This is a genomic window from Rhodococcus jostii RHA1, assembly GCF_000014565.1.
GTDB lineage: Bacteria > Actinomycetota > Actinomycetes > Mycobacteriales > Mycobacteriaceae > Rhodococcus_F > Rhodococcus_F jostii_A.
Window position 1 is genome coordinate 346774 of record NC_008269.1, and the last position, 15628, is coordinate 362401.

18 protein-coding genes and 2 pseudogenes are annotated in these 15628 nt (G+C 69.1%); 14 read left to right on the top strand and 6 right to left on the bottom strand.

Annotated features, from left to right (window positions below; genetic code table 11):
• Window positions 1-555 precede the first annotated feature (555 nt).
• From RHA1_RS44920 to RHA1_RS47155, 6 genes and pseudogenes are all read left to right on the top strand, one after another.
• Window positions 556-2000, top strand: a pseudogene (locus tag RHA1_RS44920) (WS/DGAT/MGAT family O-acyltransferase).
• Window positions 2001-2075: 75 nt separating this feature from the next.
• Window positions 2076-2288, top strand: a complete 213-nt coding sequence (locus RHA1_RS37345; protein WP_007297539.1) for a hypothetical protein — start codon at window positions 2076-2078, stop codon at window positions 2286-2288.
• A gap of 71 nt (window positions 2289-2359) precedes the next feature.
• The gene (locus tag RHA1_RS50850) at window positions 2360-2515 is read left to right on the top strand and encodes a hypothetical protein (protein WP_157234239.1); all 156 of its coding nucleotides are present in this window, start codon (window positions 2360-2362) and stop codon (window positions 2513-2515) included.
• A gap of 66 nt (window positions 2516-2581) precedes the next feature.
• Window positions 2582-2722, top strand: coding sequence for a hypothetical protein (locus RHA1_RS50855; RefSeq protein WP_039951300.1), 141 nt, complete (start codon window positions 2582-2584; stop codon window positions 2720-2722).
• Window positions 2723-2743: 21 nt separating this feature from the next.
• Window positions 2744-3085 (top strand): hypothetical protein, encoded by a 342-nt coding sequence (locus RHA1_RS37355; RefSeq protein WP_007297540.1) that lies wholly within the window; start codon window positions 2744-2746, stop codon window positions 3083-3085.
• Between the two features lie 51 nt (window positions 3086-3136).
• Window positions 3137-3286 (top strand): histone H3 family protein, encoded by a 150-nt coding sequence (locus RHA1_RS47155; RefSeq protein WP_007297541.1) that lies wholly within the window; start codon window positions 3137-3139, stop codon window positions 3284-3286.
• 326 nt (window positions 3287-3612) lie between these two features.
• On the opposite strand, the gene RHA1_RS37360 is transcribed toward RHA1_RS47155, so the two are convergent.
• The 3 genes from RHA1_RS37360 to RHA1_RS50865 all read right to left on the bottom strand — a co-directional run bounded on the left by RHA1_RS37360 (window position 3613) and on the right by RHA1_RS50865 (window position 4617).
• The gene (locus RHA1_RS37360) at window positions 3613-4005 is read right to left on the bottom strand and encodes a hypothetical protein (RefSeq protein WP_007297542.1); all 393 of its coding nucleotides are present in this window, start codon (window positions 4003-4005) and stop codon (window positions 3613-3615) included.
• A gap of 58 nt (window positions 4006-4063) precedes the next feature.
• Complete coding sequence (locus tag RHA1_RS50860; protein ID WP_157234240.1) at window positions 4064-4237, bottom strand: hypothetical protein; 174 nt, start codon at window positions 4235-4237, stop codon at window positions 4064-4066.
• A 239-nt stretch (window positions 4238-4476) separates the two neighbouring features.
• On the bottom strand, window positions 4477-4617 hold the full coding sequence (locus RHA1_RS50865; protein ID WP_167540984.1) for a hypothetical protein: 141 nt from the start codon (window positions 4615-4617) through the stop codon (window positions 4477-4479).
• 637 nt (window positions 4618-5254) lie between these two features.
• Here RHA1_RS50865 and RHA1_RS37370 point away from each other — a divergent pair.
• From RHA1_RS37370 to RHA1_RS49835, 6 genes and pseudogenes are all read left to right on the top strand, one after another.
• Window positions 5255-5542 (top strand): hypothetical protein, encoded by a 288-nt coding sequence (locus RHA1_RS37370; protein WP_041813168.1) that lies wholly within the window; start codon window positions 5255-5257, stop codon window positions 5540-5542.
• 1 nt (window position 5543) lies between these two features.
• Entirely contained in the window at window positions 5544-5771 is a 228-nt protein-coding gene (locus RHA1_RS49825) for a hypothetical protein (protein ID WP_039952644.1), read from the top strand.
• Between the two features lie 217 nt (window positions 5772-5988).
• Window positions 5989-6258: a hypothetical protein gene (locus RHA1_RS49830; protein ID WP_007300002.1), complete on the top strand. Its 270-nt coding sequence runs from the start codon at window positions 5989-5991 to the stop codon at window positions 6256-6258.
• Window positions 6259-6828: 570 nt separating this feature from the next.
• Entirely contained in the window at window positions 6829-7086 is a 258-nt protein-coding gene (locus RHA1_RS37385; RefSeq protein WP_007300001.1) for a DUF7218 family protein, read from the top strand.
• A 274-nt stretch (window positions 7087-7360) separates the two neighbouring features.
• A complete protein-coding gene (locus RHA1_RS37390; RefSeq protein ID WP_007300000.1) occupies window positions 7361-8518 on the top strand; it encodes a glutamate--cysteine ligase 2 in 1158 nt (385 codons plus the stop codon).
• Between the two features lie 70 nt (window positions 8519-8588).
• Window positions 8589-9061, top strand: a pseudogene (locus tag RHA1_RS49835) (thiamine pyrophosphate-requiring protein); the annotation flags it as partial.
• Window positions 9062-9112: 51 nt separating this feature from the next.
• On the opposite strand, the gene RHA1_RS37400 reads toward RHA1_RS49835, so the two are convergent.
• A complete protein-coding gene (locus tag RHA1_RS37400; RefSeq protein ID WP_011599233.1) occupies window positions 9113-10354 on the bottom strand; it encodes a UPF0158 family protein in 1242 nt (413 codons plus the stop codon).
• 207 nt (window positions 10355-10561) lie between these two features.
• Window positions 10562-11206 carry a TetR family transcriptional regulator gene (locus RHA1_RS37405; RefSeq protein ID WP_011599234.1) on the bottom strand — a complete coding sequence of 215 codons (645 nt, stop codon included), beginning with the start codon at window positions 11204-11206 and terminating at the stop codon, window positions 10562-10564.
• A gap of 62 nt (window positions 11207-11268) precedes the next feature.
• Between RHA1_RS37405 and RHA1_RS37410 the strand changes: the two genes are divergently transcribed.
• Window positions 11269-11694, top strand: a complete 426-nt coding sequence (locus RHA1_RS37410; protein WP_011599235.1) for a nuclear transport factor 2 family protein — start codon at window positions 11269-11271, stop codon at window positions 11692-11694.
• The gene (locus tag RHA1_RS37415) at window positions 11691-12572 is read left to right on the top strand and encodes an SDR family oxidoreductase (RefSeq protein WP_007298579.1); all 882 of its coding nucleotides are present in this window, start codon (window positions 11691-11693) and stop codon (window positions 12570-12572) included. Before RHA1_RS37410 ends, RHA1_RS37415 begins: the two co-directional genes overlap by 4 nt.
• 545 nt (window positions 12573-13117) lie before the next feature.
• Here RHA1_RS37415 and RHA1_RS37420 read toward each other — a convergent pair.
• The gene (locus tag RHA1_RS37420) at window positions 13118-15478 is read right to left on the bottom strand and encodes a helicase-associated domain-containing protein (protein WP_007298578.1); all 2361 of its coding nucleotides are present in this window, start codon (window positions 15476-15478) and stop codon (window positions 13118-13120) included.
• Between the last annotated feature and the right edge of the window lie 150 nt (window positions 15479-15628).

The following is a 15628-nucleotide window of genomic DNA, read 5'->3' on the forward strand; positions in this document are numbered from 1 at the left end:
AACGTCATACGCGAGGAACCGTGCCCGGTCCGATGGTGCGGGGTACGTCGTAGTCGATGCTGTACCTGCTTCCTCTCGGGCGCCGCGAACAGGCCCGGGTAGAGCGTGCGGCGTAGTCGATACCGTGCCTGCCTCCTCATGATCGGGTGGTGTATGGCGGGCCCTCCGGGTCCGGCCCGCTCTGCCCCGATGCGGGGGTGCGGCAGCCCACGCGACGTGCCGCCGGAATCGGACAAACCAGCCGAATTCGGGCATGTGATGCCACGCACCACGCCGCCCGGGTTGCACGGCGAACCGAGCAGGCGAACGGTTCGCGAGCACCCGCGGCGCGGCGGAGGTTCGACATTCCTGCTGGTGACACCGGGTGTCAAAACAGTGCTGGACGAACGTTCATATAGCACAACCCGGGCGACCTGCTGTACAAATGATGCCAACGACACCTTGTTGTGATGTATTTCACACATCTTTGTGATGTGGTGTCGCGGACGTTTGTTGTGCAACCGCCGGCCCGGACCCCGCCGACGGTCGCACCGGGGAGAAAAGGGTTTCGCACCGATGCTGTTGCCGATGTCGCCGACCGATTCATTGTTTCTGCTGGGGGAATCCCGCGAACATCCGATGCACGTGGGTGGGCTGGCGGTGTTCACCCCGCCCGAGGGCGCCGACGCCGGGACGGTGCGGGAGATGTTCGAGGCCGCCGTCGACGACGAGCAGGTCGCGCCGTTGTTCCGCCAACGTGCCCGCCGGTCGCTGACCTCGCTGGGCCAGTGGGGATGGGACACCGCCGGGGACGTCGACCTCGGTCATCACGTCCGCCGGGACGCGCTGCCCCGCCCCGGGGGCACCGAGGAGCTGTTGACCCTGGCCTCCCGGCTGCACGCCACCCTGCTGGATCGGTCCCGCCCGCTGTGGGAGATGCACCTGATCGAGGGCCTGGCCGACGGCCGGTACGCGGTCTACACCAAGATCCACCACGCCCTCGCCGACGGCGCGTCGGCGATGACCCTGCTGCAACGCAGCATGAGTGAGGATCCGGACCGCCGCGGCATGCCCGCCCCCTGGCAACCCACCCGCGGCGAGGACGCCCGCGCCCGGCTGAGAACCCCTTCCACCGGGAACCCGCCCGGCGCCCTGACGTCCATCCCGAATCCGCTGGCCCTGCCCGGACAGGCGCTGCGGACCGCACGCGATATGGTCGGCGAGATCGCCGGTCTGGCACCGGCGGTGGCAGCGGCAGTGGAGCGGGCCCGCCGCACCCAGGGCGGCCCGTGGGCGCTGAACGCCCGCACACCGTGCTCAACGTCCCGATCGGCGGGGCCCGGCACTTCGCCGCCCGCTCCTGGCCGCTCGAACGGGTCCGTCTGCTCGCCAAACACGCCGACGCCACCGTCAACGACATCGTCCTCGCCCTGTGCGCCGGAGCGCTGCGCCGCTTCCTCGACGGGCTGGGCGCGCTGCCGGCCGATCCGCTGATCGCGATGGTCCCGGTCAACCTCCGCGGCCCGACGTCGGAGGCGGACCGCGACGGGGCGGATCGGGCCGGGAACCGGGTCGGGATGCTGATGTGCAACCTGGCCACCCACCTGCCCGACCCCGCCCACCGGCTCGAGACCATCCGCACCTGCATGCGCGAGGGCAAGGCGTCGCTGCGGGCCATGAGCCAAACCCAGGCACTCGCCATCAGCGCCCTCGGTGCCGCCCCGATGGGGTTGGAACTGCTCACCGGCCGCCGCGGTCCGCAGCGGCCGTCGTTCAACCTGGTGATCTCCAACGTCGCCGGACCGTCCACCCCGCTGTACTGGAACGGCGCCCGGCTCGACGCCCTGTATCCGCTGTCCATCCCGGTCACCGGGCAGGCACTGAACATCACCTGCACCAGCACCGACGACCAACTCGTCTTCGGGCTCACCGGCTGCCGGAAGGCCGTGCCGAACCTGCACCCGATGCTCGACCACCTGCACACCGAACTCGAGACCCTCGACACCGTCGTCGGCCTCTGACCCCGCCACTACAGCGGCGACGAACCACCGATCGACCGATTCACCGCACCAGATCCGGGAGAAGGGACACCGTCCATGCACCCCACCACCACCCTGACCGGCCCCCGCACCGCCGACGTGGACCGAATGCGCCCGGCCGGGCGGCTGCGGGCCGGCGCGGTAATCGGCGCCGTCGCCGCGGCCTGTGTGACCGGCCCGGCCTGGATCGTCACCGGATCGGCCGGGGCGGGCGCCGTCATCGCCGCCGCCACGCTCGCCGCGGTCACCGCCGCCGCCCTCATGATCTGAACACCCTCACGAGCTGAACACCACTGATACCGAGAACAATTCGCCGGACCCAGGAAGGTAGGACACCCGTCATGAGTGTCACCGCCCATCGAACATCCACCACCGGTGCCCGGACCGCCGCCCTCAGCACCGCCGAGATCAAGGCCCGGCTCGCCGCCATGTTCGCCGACGAACCCACCGACGATCCGGATCCGGGATCCCCGACGATGCGCGGCACACCGAATTGACCGACAAACCAAGCATTTCCGTACCGGCCACCGACCCGGCCGCAGCCCGAGGAGGAACCTGCTCTCGTGAACACCAACGTCGCCCTGCTGCTGCTCGTTCTCGCCGGCGGAATCGGCGGCACACCCGCCCTCCAGGCTGCCCTCACGCGTCCCGCCGGTCGCCGCCGCGGCCGCGGCCGCGCGGTCCCGTTCCACCCCGGCGGCTGAGGATCGGGGGGAGGACACCCGATGGGAGTGATCGGCGCCGCCCGCACCCTGTTGCGGGTGCAGTACGAGATCGTCCGGGCCCCGATGTCCGTCCTCGACCAGTCCGTGCTGCCGGTCGTCTTCGACGACGGCGCCCCGGCCCGGTTGGCATGCGAGCACCTCCTGGTCGGCTGTGACCGCGCCGCCGCCCGCTGGCTCGCCGACACCCCCGCGTCCGCCCGCGCGGACCGGCTGCGCCGGCGCAGCGCCCCGACCCGCTACGCCCTCGCCCGCGGCAGCCGCCGGACCCACCTGGCCACCGACGCGGTCCTGGCGAGGCACCGGGCCCGGTTCGAACAACGACGCCGCCACACCGCCATCTGACCGGGCACACACGCCGAGGCTTCGGCCGAAGGGCGACGTTCTCCCCGAGATGTGGACACCGAGTCCCTCTTTCCTGACCTGGTCGGCGGGCTGGCCGTCACCCCGGCCCGCACGTTCACCGTGACCGCGCCGGGCCTGCCCCGGACCGGACCCGCGCACTGGGAGGCTGTCCGCATCCTCACCACCGACCTGCATCTGTGATCCGCCCGGACCACACCCGGTGTCCGGCGCATTCGGTCGACGACGCCGGAACATTTTCGGCACTATGGGTGTGAACTCCGGTTGCGGATAGTCGACCGCCGTGAGGAGAGGGTTGCCATGGTTCTTCTACGTCCGGTATGTGGGCGCCGGTACTGGGAGCAGCAGGTCTTCACCGAGCAGCACACCCAGCGACGTACCGACACCTCTCCCCCGTCTGCAGAAAGCCCGGCCTCGCTGGTCGCCCATTACCACCGCGGCCGGACGAACGAGGACTGCAGTGTCTGCGACGGTGTCGAGCACGCAGATCGGCCGCCGTCCTCGAGGGGTCAGGGGCACACGGGTACGACCAGGGTGTAGATCTGCTGCGTCTGCTCCGGGGTGGGTGCGGTGCCCCGGTTCTCGGCCTGCTCTGCGATCGTCGCGAGGACGGTCTGCTCGTCGACGCCGTTGGCGAGGTCGATGCAGGGTTCGATGGCGATGTGTTCGATCGACGCGTCGTTGCGGTCAACCGCCAGGTCCGGGTATCGGGCACGGAACATCGCGACGAAAGCGTTGAGGTCGGCATGGTAGCGGTCCATCACCGCGGCCCGGTCCATATCCTCCACGGCACCGGTGGTCTCGGAGGTGGCCGTGGTTGCGTCGGGATCGGTATCGGAGCTGCAGGACACCAGCGCACCGACCGTGGCCGCGGCGAGACCGATTACACGGGCGGACTTCATGACCGCAGGCTAGTGCGTAGCCGCGGGCAACGGCAGGCCAAGCCGACGGAAGACGGGATCAGCCGTTGATCGGTTCGCCGATAGCGACAGGTCCGGGGCAACCCGGGGTTGCGCACTCGTACAGGTCGGTCTCGATCAGCACGCCGCCGAGGCTGGCATAGACGTAGTGCCGGAACGCGGCCTGACCGCACGTCACACAGTCCTGATCGATCTGAATCCACTCGCCTCCCACGGGTTTGAATCCTAAGCTAAGCGGACGCGACGGCCCAGCGGCCGGTCGGTGCGTGGATTGACGGGCGACGAAGCCCGCCCCCGGCAGGACGGGTCAGCCGGCCGGGGAGGACTTCCGGCCGTAAGTCGATCGTGCCGGACAGCATACCCGCGGGAAACCCACTGCGAAGGCGATTACTCGGGTCGACGGGCGGCTTCTCGTCCTTTCTCGACCCCGCGGACGAAGTATCAAGCCCGAACTCACGACCACCGCGGTCGTTGACACCGGGCTCTCACGCGCTGGCCGAACCATCGCAGCGCCCCCAGCTCCACCATCGCCTCGCCCGCGCCGAGCTCCCCGTTGTCGCCCTCGACCGCAGCACCCGCCGACGGAGTGCTCATCGGGATCCGCCGGATCGGAACCGCGGACGCCTTCGCGAACTGGTCGGCGCCGCCCGCGCCTCCGGCCAGGTGGTATCCGGCGCCGGTGGCGGCGGCGAGCTCGCCGGGAGGACCCGCTGGGGTAGGGCCCGGGTGTGGGCATCCGGTCCCAGACGACTCTGGTGACTCGTAGGACGGACCGGGCCAGGCGCAGCGACGTAATCAGGCCCCGGTTCCATTGCGGTACCACCACCATGAGGGACACATGATGCCTGAGCGTGGGCAGCACCGCGTGGACGGAGTGCTCGTAGTTCTTGTCGACTACCTACCCGTCGAACCGGTCCTGCATCTGCCGACCGAGCAGCTCGTCGACGTCCTGGCCCTAGCCGACGTCCTGAACGACCCTTCCTCCCACAGACCGAGCTCGCGACCCGCTGGCCTGCATCGACATTGCCTTCGACCGAACTCGACCACCGTCACGGTGGGGGTCTTGGTCGTTCGCCCAGGTGACGACATGCCGGTGATGCGATACAACGGAACCCGACACGGATTGTGACCCAAAGCACAGTGCTGCTGGGCCGGTGACCCGGTGACCGGCCGGTGTCCACTCGCCCGGTATTCGGGTGGGTGGTCTCCGGAAGTGCCAAGGGAGAAGGGAATGCGCATGCTCATCTCGGCGAAACTCGGAGTCTTCCCTGCTCGCGGTGACGGCGGTGGCACCGCGGCGACGACCAGAACCCTCCCGGCGGCGCCGCCGGTCTCCGTTGGTGCGGTGATCAAGGCCCGGATAGCGGCGATGGTCGTGGGCGACCGTATCCGGCCCGGGGAGGTCGTCCTCGACGTCCTGGGCAGCGTCGACTCCCCACCGCTCGGTCCGCGGTCCGCGGTCCGCGGCCGCGGACCGGGCGGGGCGGGGCGGGGCGGGGCGGGGCGGGGCGGGGCGTGAGATGACAATCGTGCCGGACGGCGGGGCCGTCGACCGCGGTGATCGGCAACGGCATCCGATCCGGGACGAACCCGACCCGCGCCTCAGCGCGGACGAGACGATCCGATGGCCCGACCCGAGTCCGCTGGACGGATGGTGGCGACGCGTCATGTCCCGCCGACCACCCCAGACGCACCCGGCACCGCACCCGAGCCGGGCGACCGGGGACACCGCCGAAACCGCACCCTGATGCCCGCACGGTGGAAGATCGCAGCTCGCTCGCCCGGTGCGAATCGGGTATCCCAAGTTGCCGACCCCGGAAGCCAGCGGCTGTGGGTGGCACCTCGGCAACGATGACCGGTGCTCACGGCTCGGCTGGTCCCCGCGGTGCACGCCAGCAGCCGATGACCTGCTCGCGCCCGCTGTACTTGCACCACATGGCATTTCAAGGAAGGTGGTACCCCCATTTGACCTGGATACTCTGGATCGGCGCCTTGTTGGTGACGGGCGGTTGCGTTGCCCGGCTCAGCGGTCGGGCCCCGGCCGCGGGGATCCTCTACTCGGCCGCCGCACTGACCTTCGTCGTCGTGATCTGGGAAACGACCCGATCACCCCTGTCGGAGACATTCATCGTCACGGCCGTCCTCGCATTTCTTGCCACCCTCGTTCTGGTGGCCCTCACCGTCATCCCGGACCGACCACGGGAATCGAACAGCCGCACCTCACCTGGCCCGTGACACCCGATCGCGTTGGTGGCCGCGGGTCGAGGCGAGATCGCTTCAAATCGTCGAGGTCAGCGGACGGATGACCCCGATCCGGCTGAAGTGCGGCGCGCCGGATCCCTGACTGGTGAATGCGGCGGGACCGGGTCCGCCAGCAGGAGACAGATTCGACACCGAGACCGCCCTCAGATGAGTGCCCGGACCCGCGTGCCGCCACACAGTTGAGTTCTGTCTCGCTGCCTCTGAGGCAGCGAGACGGACGATTGGGCTGCGTAGAGTGGATCGATCCGGGCCGGTGACTCATGCGTTCGCCCGTCCGCCCCGGGTGAATCGATTCGCCCACGCCATCACGTTTGTCCAACCCGCGCCTGCACTGAGTCCGGCCCGTACCCACGGCGCGGCACCGAAACAATCTGGACGCCGCAAACCGGCAAGGTCCGTCGACCACATCGATCAGTACCTGCAGCAGAGCACACAAGGTGACTCGCCCCTGCTGTGGTCGACCACCGAATCCTGTGCCCAATCGGTACAGGTATCGCGATTCGGGTACCCGGTGAGGGGCAAGCGATTCGAGGAGGAAACACGATGCCGCGGTCATCGATCAAGGACGAGAAGGTGTACCAGGAGGTACGGAAGGACGGCGCGTCGAAGGAGAAGGCCGCGCGGATCGCGAATGCGGCCGCCAACCGCGGCCGCTCCGACGCCGGCCGTCGGGGCGGAAAGTCGTCATCGTATGAGGACTGGACCGTTGAGGAGCTGAAGAAGAAGGCGAAAGAGGTCGGCTTGTCGGGGTATTCATCCAAACGGAAGAACGAGTTGATCGACGCACTACGCAACCACTGATTCCGCCGGACGACGACCGCAACAGTACGTCCCATCTGCGTCGGGCTCGAGGAAACGCCCAAACTGCGGCGTCCGGTGTCTACGTGGGGAAATTCTCATCGTCGTGGAACCGTCTGACCCCTTAAGGAGAGTCGGCGGGTCCGGCCATCCAGCAGATTTCATCGTTGCCCGAACACATTCGATCCTCGGTCTCACTACGAGGAACGTGGGCGGTACCACCGCTTGGCGCCAGGTCGGATGCGGATGGAGTCGGGTCTCGGACGAGAGGCTCACGATGGCAACCACCACCGTGCCGACGAAGCCACGCCGCGATGAAATACCCACCCTCGGCGTGGAGGAGGAATTCGTCCTCGTCGATCCACATACCGGCCGACCCAGCCTGAGCAACACCGACGTCATCGCTTCCGGTCGCGAGCTCGGCATCACCCTTCAACCGGAGCTGTCACGCTGTCAGATCGAAACCGCCACCTCGATCGGCACGCACATCCGGGATCTGCGTGACCAATTGTGCGAGTCCCGTGCCGTGACCGCCGACGCGGCCGCCCGCACCGGGTGTCAACTCCTCGCCGTCGGCACCCCGATGTACAGCCCGCCCCACGACTCGATCACCGACACACCCCGACATCGGCGGATCGCCGAACAATTCGGAGCGCTCGCGACCGGCGTGATGTGCGGATGCCACGTACACGTCGGGGTGCCAGGTCGTGAGCAGGCGATACAGATAATCAACCATCTACGACCGTGGTTGCCCACGCTGCTGGCGCTCACCGCGAACTCCCCCATCGCCGACGGCTGCGACACCGGCTACGCCAGCTGGCGATACATCCTGTTCGGGCATTGGCCCAGTGCAGGGCCGCCCCCGTATTTCGACTCCGCGGCACACTACGATGCTGCGCTCGCGAAGATGCTCGAGAGCGGCGCGATCCTCGACAACCGCATGGTTTTTTGGGACGTGCGGGCCGCGGATCATCCGCCGACCGTGGAGGTCCGCATCAGCGACGTCCCCGCCACCGTCGAAGAAACCATGACCCTGACCACCCTGGTGCACGCGTTGGTCATCACCGCCGCGGACGCGATCGAGCGCGGCACACCGGCACCGACGGTTGATCACGAGGCGCTGCGCGGGGCGTGCTGGCGGGCGGCCCGCGACGGGCTGAGCGGGCACGGTTTCGATCTGACCACGATGGGTCTAATACCCGCACCCCGGCTGATCTACCAACTGCTGACCCACGTCAAGCCCGTTCTCGTGGAACTGGGTGAGTGCGGGCAGGTCACCGGGTCGTTGGCGGCGGTCCTCGAGCACGGCAACGGCGCCATCCGGCAACGCCGAACCCTGGCCCGTCACGGCAGGGTCGCCGACGTGATCGCCGAATGTGCACGCCGTACCTTCGAAGGATGCCTTACCGAACCGGACGATGCGCTGCCGCTCTGACCGTCCACGCCTCGATTCAGTGGGCATCGGCATTCCCAGGTGGGAGGTCGTATACGTGAAGCGTTGAGCGCCCTGGGTCACCGGATCCATCGGCCTGCTGGGTACCCGCTCGTCCTACGAGATGATGACCGGCTGCGACACCCTGCTGACCATCGGCTCGTCCTTCCCCTGCACCCAGTTCCTGCCCGCGTACGGGCAGGCCCGCGGCGTGCAGATCGACATCGACGGCCGCATGATCGCGACGCGCTACCCCAACGCGGTCAACCTGGTCGCCGACGCGAAAACCGCGCTGCGCGCCCTGATCCCCCACCTGACCCGTGAGGACGATCGGTCCTGGCGGGAAGAGATCGAAGCGAACGTGGCCCGCTGGTGGGAAACGAGGGATTGCAAGCCCAGGTGGACGCGGACCCGGTCAACCCCCTGCGGCTGTTCGCCGAACTGTCCCCCCGGCTGCCCGACGATGCGATCGTCACCGCCGACTCCGGGTCGTCGGCGAACTGGTACGCCCGCCAGTTGCGGTTCCGCGGGAACATCCGCGGCTCACCGGTCGCTGTCGCGTGAGAGGGAGACAGGTGGCACGGCGTGGGATGCCCGTCAGCCCACGCGGATCCCGTTGTCGGCGAGGAACTCGCGGGCACGACCCAGTTGGCGATCGGTGGCGAAGGTGTACCACTGTTCGGCGAGGCTCTCCTGGTGGACGAGGTCCCGGAATCGGCCGAACGCGCCCTTGCCCTCGATCGCTTGCTCCAGCCGCTCCCGCAGCGCCGAATCGTGTTGCCGCTCGGCGAAGGCCGCCATGTCCCGCCACCCGTCCCGCGAGCCGGTGCGGTCGAACCGGAGCCACCGGTCGGGCTCGGTCTCCACGTCGACGGCGGCGTCCTCGCCGACCATCATCGGATCAGTACTGCTGGCGTCGTACACCTGTCCGGTGCGCAGGTCGACGTAGCCACCGGTGGACATGCCCAGACCCCCCTCCAATTCGGCACCGAGCATCTCGAGGTCGACCGGCACCACCCGCCCGGCCAGCGGCTCGCCGCGCAGACACGCGAGCAGGTCCTGCGCCAGCACCCCGTCACCCGCGCCGGCGCGCCAGGTCAGCCGGTTGATGACCGACACCGCCACCGGCTCGGCCTGCTCCCGTCGCTGCTTCAGTGCCATCGGTATTCCGGCCCCTACCTGTTGCAGCGCGTCGTCGACGTCATGTCCCCGCACCGCGGCGAGGAACCGGGCGGCATCTGCTGCCGCGATAGCGGCGCGCAGCTCGGACACATCGAGTGCGGGCACCCGGTCCTGTGCGGGCCACGCGTGCAGCAGCATCGGGTGCGGATGGCTCGGTCTGCGCGGTGCTCGGCTCTGCCCGTCGTCGTCGGACCACCGGCGCCCGTACTGATCCGGGATGGCGCCCCACCCCCAGTACGGCAGAGGCTTCCCTGGCGTGATCCCCAGCACTTCCAGGGGGTCGACCTTGTCGCCGCCGATCAGACAGCGGTGGGTCCAGTCATCACCCAGGTCGAAGGTGAACTGAAACTCCGCCCCGGGCTTCAGGAGCCGGGCGACTTTGGCCGACTCGATGTTCACCGCCTCGGTGATGGGCCCGCCGAGCGACTCCACCATCTCGGCCCCGGTCTCCGTGTCGGTGACCATTCGTCCATCGGCAAGGGTGAACATCGACAGGTGCGAGCGGTCCCACCGGGCGAAGGCGTCGTTGATCGCATTCGCGAGATCCAGGAAGGTATGCGACGGTCCGACCGCGAAGACGCGGCCGGGCCATGGCCACAATTCCTCGCCGCGCCCGCCGAGCAGCTCCACCGTCACCGACCACCACGTTCGTGCCATTCCTCGAGGATGCCATGCGGGCCGCGGCGCCGCCTGCTCACAGCCGCAAACCGCGCACCGCGCTTCACCGCTAGCGGATCCATGTCCGGGCGGATTCTTGGAGCCCGAACCCGAGCCCCCGGCGGACCACTGGGTCGGTGACCCCCTGTCGCCTGCAGCTGCGGAGCCCGGTTTGGGTTCGGTGTCAATGGCGGGAATGGATGTCCGTCAGTCGGACGGGGGCAGCAACTGTGTGGCCATGCCGCGATAGATGAACTCGGCGTACTGTTCCACGCTCCAATGTCGGGCGAGGACGAGCAGCTCGTAGATTTCGGGCGCGGTGTAGGTGAACAGCACGTCGCGGGCATGTTCGAGCGAGATCGTCGGTGGCAGGTGGCTGCGGAGACGTCGCGCGTTGTGCGTCATCCGGGCGAGGCGTTGGGTATTGATGTCGTCGAGCAGTGAGGCCATATCCGGATCGGTCGCTGCGGCGTCGCGGACGAGCCCGATGATCGGCGTCACCGCAGGTGCAACCTCGGTGGCCAGGGTTGCCCAATTCCGAAGCACGACCTCGGGGTCGGGCTCGGAGGCCGACATATGGTCGGAACGCTGCGGAGCCGGCACGGGGCCGGTCCCGGTCAGTGCCGCGGCCTGGATCTCGCGGATCAGGCCGGGTTTGCCACCGAACGTCTTGTAGATCGTCTCGACCGAGACGTCCGCTGTGGTGGCGATCGCCGCCACGGTCGTGGCGGCGTAGCCATCACGCAGGAACATCTCCCGCGCGACGTCGAGCACCTTCTGCTGGCGCATTCGCGCCCGGCTGCGTCGGAGGCTGGCGTCGTAGCGTCGCGGAGTCTTGACTGGGTCGGTCATCGGGGCGGATACTCCTCATATTGGATACACCACACTGTATCTAAAATTTGACGGAGTGCGAGATGCCGACACCTGAGCCCGACCCCACCCTGGCGATGCTCCGCCGACTCGAAAACGCGGTCAACGCACATGATCTCGACGCAGTAGTGGACTGCTTCGCGTCGGACTATCTCAACGAGACGCCGGCGCATCCGGCGCGCGGATTCACCGGCAGCGAGCAGGTGCGACGTAACTGGACGGAGATTTTCGGCGGCGTGCCCGATGTACGGGCCAGGGTGCTGCGCTGGGTGGTCGACGGCGACACCATCTGGGGTGAGTGGGAGATGGCCGGCACCCGCCGCGATGGGCGCCCGCATCTGATGCGCGGAGTGATCGTGTTCGGTGTCCGCGACGGTCGCGCGAAATGGAGTCGCTTCTACCTCGAACCGGTCGACGACTCGCCCGACGGAGTCGAGCCCACCGTCCACACGCAAGTCGGTGCCCGATGATCATCCTCGTCGCCGGCGGCACCGGCCGCCTCGGCTCGCTGGTCGTGCACCGGCTCGCCGCGCGCGGACACCAGGTCCGCGTCCTGACCCGCGATCCCGCAAGCGCCGCCGCGACCGGCCTCGCCGCCGAACGTGTACAGACCGTGACCGGTGACGTCCGTGATGCCACATCACTGCAACCGGCTGCGGACGGCGTGGACCTCGTCATCTCGGCGGTGCACGGACTGACCGGCCCGGGCCGGGTGACCCCGGCGTCGGTGGACCGCGACGGCATCATCAACCTTGTCGACGCCGCACGCGCCGCAGGTGCCGAGTTTGTTCTCGTCTCCGCTATCGGCACGACTGCCAACCATCCGATCGGCTTGTTCCGGATGAAGGCGGTCGCCGAGCACTACCTGCACACCAGCGGCGTCCCGTGGACGATCGTCCGGTCGACCGCCTTCGCCGAGCTATACCTCGACCTTCTCGCGCAGTCCACCGGTCGATCCGGTCGGCCGGTCATCTTCGGTCGCGGCGACAACCCGATCAACTTCGTTGCCACGGACGACGTCGCCGCGCTGATCGAACTGGCCGCACTCGACGCCAGCACCCGTGGCCAACTGTTCGAGATCGGCGGGCCCCGAAACCTCACATTCGTCGAACTTACGAAAATCCTCGGAAATCGGATCGGCGACAATGCTGTCCGCGCCCGGCATGTTCCCCGACTCGTGTTGCGCGCGCTCGCTGCGACCGGCCACCTCTGTCCGACCGCACCGGCGCGACTCGCCGAACTCGCCCTCTACATGGACACGGCCGACATGACATTCGACTCGTCGCCGCTGCACGACCGATACCCGCAACTCCCGGCCACCAACGTCGCAGACGCAATCAGCCCGTAGCCCCCCACCGCGGAGCCGGCGTATTTGCCAACCCAGAGACAAACGGCCCTCGCAATCGACAACAACGCCCTCCGTCAGGAGAACGTGTGGACTGGCGCGCGTTTATTCCGGACACCGCGATCGGTTCCACGGCCGCCACCGTCGCGGGATCGATCAACCATTTCCGGCGGGCAGCACCGATAGTGCGGAGATTCGCCAGGACCACCGAATCCGCTCCGGTCCACACTTCGTACGACCACCCCCGCGAAACACATAGCCGCTCCGTCCAGGCAAACACCCGCCGTACCTCGTCGCGGCGAACGAACCCTTCCGGCTTGACGTCCACGACGGTGAACCATCAGCATGTGCGAGGAGCAGGTCCGGGACATGCCTGTGCGTGCGCTGCCCATCTGAACCACACAGCCACATCGGCTGCGCCGCGATCCGGACAACGTCGACGTCGAAAATCGGCCAGCCACAGCCGATCCAACTCCAACCCGACTCTCATTGTGCTGTCCGTGGAGCTGAGTGGGGCAGCCCTGGCTTCTTCTGCGACAGGGGTGCGCTCAGCGGCCGGCCCCGGGTGGTCCGGAAATTGCGATGTGCGCCACCGGGAAGTCCTCGTACCGTTCCGTCGTGGCGCTCCAGGCGGTCAGCGTGTTCCCGTGCAGCCTGGCGCTGTGGACCAGGTGCGTGTACCCGTCATGGGTGAGGTGTGCGGGCCCGCCGGCCACCAGTTCCCAGATCGCCTCGGCGTCTCCGCGGCCGCGCAGCGCGGCGAAGGACGGGAACTGCCCGGCGGGTTCGGATGGTGCGGCGGCGGTGGCGGTGAGGTGGCGGGCATGCCGGTCGGGATCGGCGGCGGGGACCCCGATGGCGGCCAGGTCGAGGTCGGGGCCGTCGACGTCGGCGGGGTCCGGGTTCGGCGGCGCAGAGATCAGCACGCTGCCGTCCACCTCGCGCACCACCGGCGCATAGCCGGCCGCCCGCAGCGCGGACAGCGTCGTGTCGGCGCCTGTGCGGGAGGCCAGCACCGTCGGGGCGAGGGTGGCCAGTCCCAGCTTGCCGAGTTTCCGGTTGCCGACCAGCTCGCGCAGCAGCGTCGGGTCCTCGGCGACGATCGCGCACCCGAGTTCGATCACCCCCAGCTGCCCGTGGGTGCGGGCCACATCACCGATCAGGTACTCCAACGCCTGCGGCAGGCCCGCCGGCGCGATCGACTCCAGCTCCCCGATCAGATCCTGGGCGGCGGCGCCCCGATCGAACGCCGCCCGGATGCTGCCGGGGGTGAACCGCCACGTCGTGGCCGCCCCGCGGGACTCCCGGTCCGCGACACCGTCCAGCAGGCGCGACAGGGCGGTCGCCGGCGGGCCGAGGACCACCGCGGTGAGATCGGCACCGATCACCGCGGACGTGTGGGCGCCGGACAACAGCTCCGCCATGACAGAGGTGAGGGTGCCGGCGGGCAGGGCGCGGCCCAGCGCGGTGGCGGCGCCCAGCGCCAGCAGACCGAGCAGCTCTCCCTCGCGCACCGCCGCGGTCAGAACGTCGCCGATAATGTCGTCCCCGATCAGCGGGGCGCGCCAGCCCAGCACGGGAACCAGGTCCTTGATATCCGACACTCCCCGGCCGGGCGCCACCACCGTGGCGTACACGTCGATCAGTTCGTGACGCAGGTGCCGGTACACGGCCGTCTCGCCCAGCTCGGCGGCCGCACTCGCCTCCATCAGCACCGAACGGTCCGACTGCCACCAGGTGTCGATCAGGGCGCGTCCCCGGGTCGCGGCGTCGGCGGCTCGCCAGCCGGGTGCTGCGGGACCGGGGATCAGGCCGGGCGAGGGTGGCGGCGGCCGTTTACGCCCCCGGCTCTTCGCCGGCGGCGGTGGTGGTGCCGGGGCGAGCACCCCGGTCGACTGGGCCAGCTCCACGGCGAGCCGCACCTCGTCGACCTCGACGTCCCAGTTCTTCGCGACGGTGCGCAGCGTCCGCAGTCCCACCGCTCCGGACTTGATGAGTGGAATCGGGTCGGTCGTCGCGGTATCCACCAGCGCGGTGACCCGCTCGATCATCCGCAGCGCACGCGCGGCGGCCTCGGCGTCCACGTGCTCGGCCGGCACCGGATGATCCGCGAGCAGCGGCGGTTCCGGATGGAACGGCAGCCGCCACTCCTTCGCGCGCAGCGCCAGCGACACCTCCAACGGCAGGTAGGCGGCGCCGTCGTAGCTCGGCCACAGCACCCCGCGCGCGACCGCCCAGTCCCCGGGTTGGTCTCGCGCGCCCGCTCGGTGCGACCCGAGGTACGGCGGGAAGTATTCGATCGCGGCATCCTGCTCGGCGCAGGCGAGGAGCAGCTCCCGCTCCCGCGGCGGCGCCCCGTCGACGAGGGTGCGCACCGCAGCAGGGTCACGGAAGAAGGTGGCGAGGCGATCGACCAGCACCGTCTTGGCCCCGTCCCCGCGCAGCTGCAGTGCCGCGGCCACTCCGCGCAGCGCCGCAAGGGTGGTCTCCTCGAGCAGCACCCGCACCGGCGGGCCCAGACCGACCCCCACCGACGGGAACTGGGCGGGTGTGCTGATTTCGCCGTCGGCGGTGACCAGTGTCAGGGCGCGCTCGTGCAGGTCGTCGAGGAATGCCTGGACCGTGTCCGGGTCGCTGCCCAGCCACGTCGACGCCCCGGCCGCCGTGACCGGCAGCCCCAGCTGCTCGACCAGGGTGAGGGCGCCGAGCACCTCGGTGTGCGGCCGCGGCAGGCGGGTGTAGGCGAGCACGATCGACTCCTGGCTGCCCAGGCGGACGGCCAGCTCCGTCAGGTCCGCGGGCCACGGCAACGACAACGCCCCCGGCCGCCGGCGCAAGAGGGCGGCAAGCCGCTCCTCGTCGAGTGACCTCACATGGGTGAGCAACGCGTCGACGTCATGAACCGGCACCGGCCCGACACTAGCGGGTGCCCCATCCCGTCGGGGGCGGCGGGATCATCGACGGCGGAAGGCTGCGGTCGAGCACCCTGCGAACCGGATCTTGATACGGGGACATGTTGGCATGTATCCCACGGGTGAATCGACCTCCCGATCACCTCG

What these genes read in the sequence shown, in the direction of transcription:
- RHA1_RS37345 (WP_007297539.1), top strand. Translation starts at nt 2,076, where the DNA reads ATGCACCCCACCACCACCCTGACCGGCCCCCGCACCGCCGACGTGGAC.
- RHA1_RS50850 (WP_157234239.1), top strand. Translation starts at nt 2,360, where the DNA reads ATGAGTGTCACCGCCCATCGAACATCCACCACCGGTGCCCGGACCGCC.
- RHA1_RS37355 (WP_007297540.1), top strand. Translation starts at nt 2,744, where the DNA reads ATGGGAGTGATCGGCGCCGCCCGCACCCTGTTGCGGGTGCAGTACGAG.
- RHA1_RS37360 (WP_007297542.1), bottom strand. Translation starts at nt 4,005, where the DNA reads ATGAAGTCCGCCCGTGTAATCGGTCTCGCCGCGGCCACGGTCGGTGCG.
- RHA1_RS50865 (WP_167540984.1), bottom strand. Translation starts at nt 4,617, where the DNA reads ATGAGCACTCCGTCGGCGGGTGCTGCGGTCGAGGGCGACAACGGGGAG.
- RHA1_RS37370 (WP_041813168.1), top strand. Translation starts at nt 5,255, where the DNA reads ATGCGCATGCTCATCTCGGCGAAACTCGGAGTCTTCCCTGCTCGCGGT.
- RHA1_RS49825 (WP_039952644.1), top strand. Translation starts at nt 5,544, where the DNA reads ATGACAATCGTGCCGGACGGCGGGGCCGTCGACCGCGGTGATCGGCAA.
- RHA1_RS37385 (WP_007300001.1), top strand. Translation starts at nt 6,829, where the DNA reads ATGCCGCGGTCATCGATCAAGGACGAGAAGGTGTACCAGGAGGTACGG.
- RHA1_RS37390 (WP_007300000.1), top strand. Translation starts at nt 7,361, where the DNA reads ATGGCAACCACCACCGTGCCGACGAAGCCACGCCGCGATGAAATACCC.
- RHA1_RS37400 (WP_011599233.1), bottom strand. Translation starts at nt 10,354, where the DNA reads ATGGCACGAACGTGGTGGTCGGTGACGGTGGAGCTGCTCGGCGGGCGC.
- RHA1_RS37405 (WP_011599234.1), bottom strand. Translation starts at nt 11,206, where the DNA reads ATGACCGACCCAGTCAAGACTCCGCGACGCTACGACGCCAGCCTCCGA.
- RHA1_RS37410 (WP_011599235.1), top strand. Translation starts at nt 11,269, where the DNA reads ATGCCGACACCTGAGCCCGACCCCACCCTGGCGATGCTCCGCCGACTC.
- RHA1_RS37415 (WP_007298579.1), top strand. Translation starts at nt 11,691, where the DNA reads ATGATCATCCTCGTCGCCGGCGGCACCGGCCGCCTCGGCTCGCTGGTC.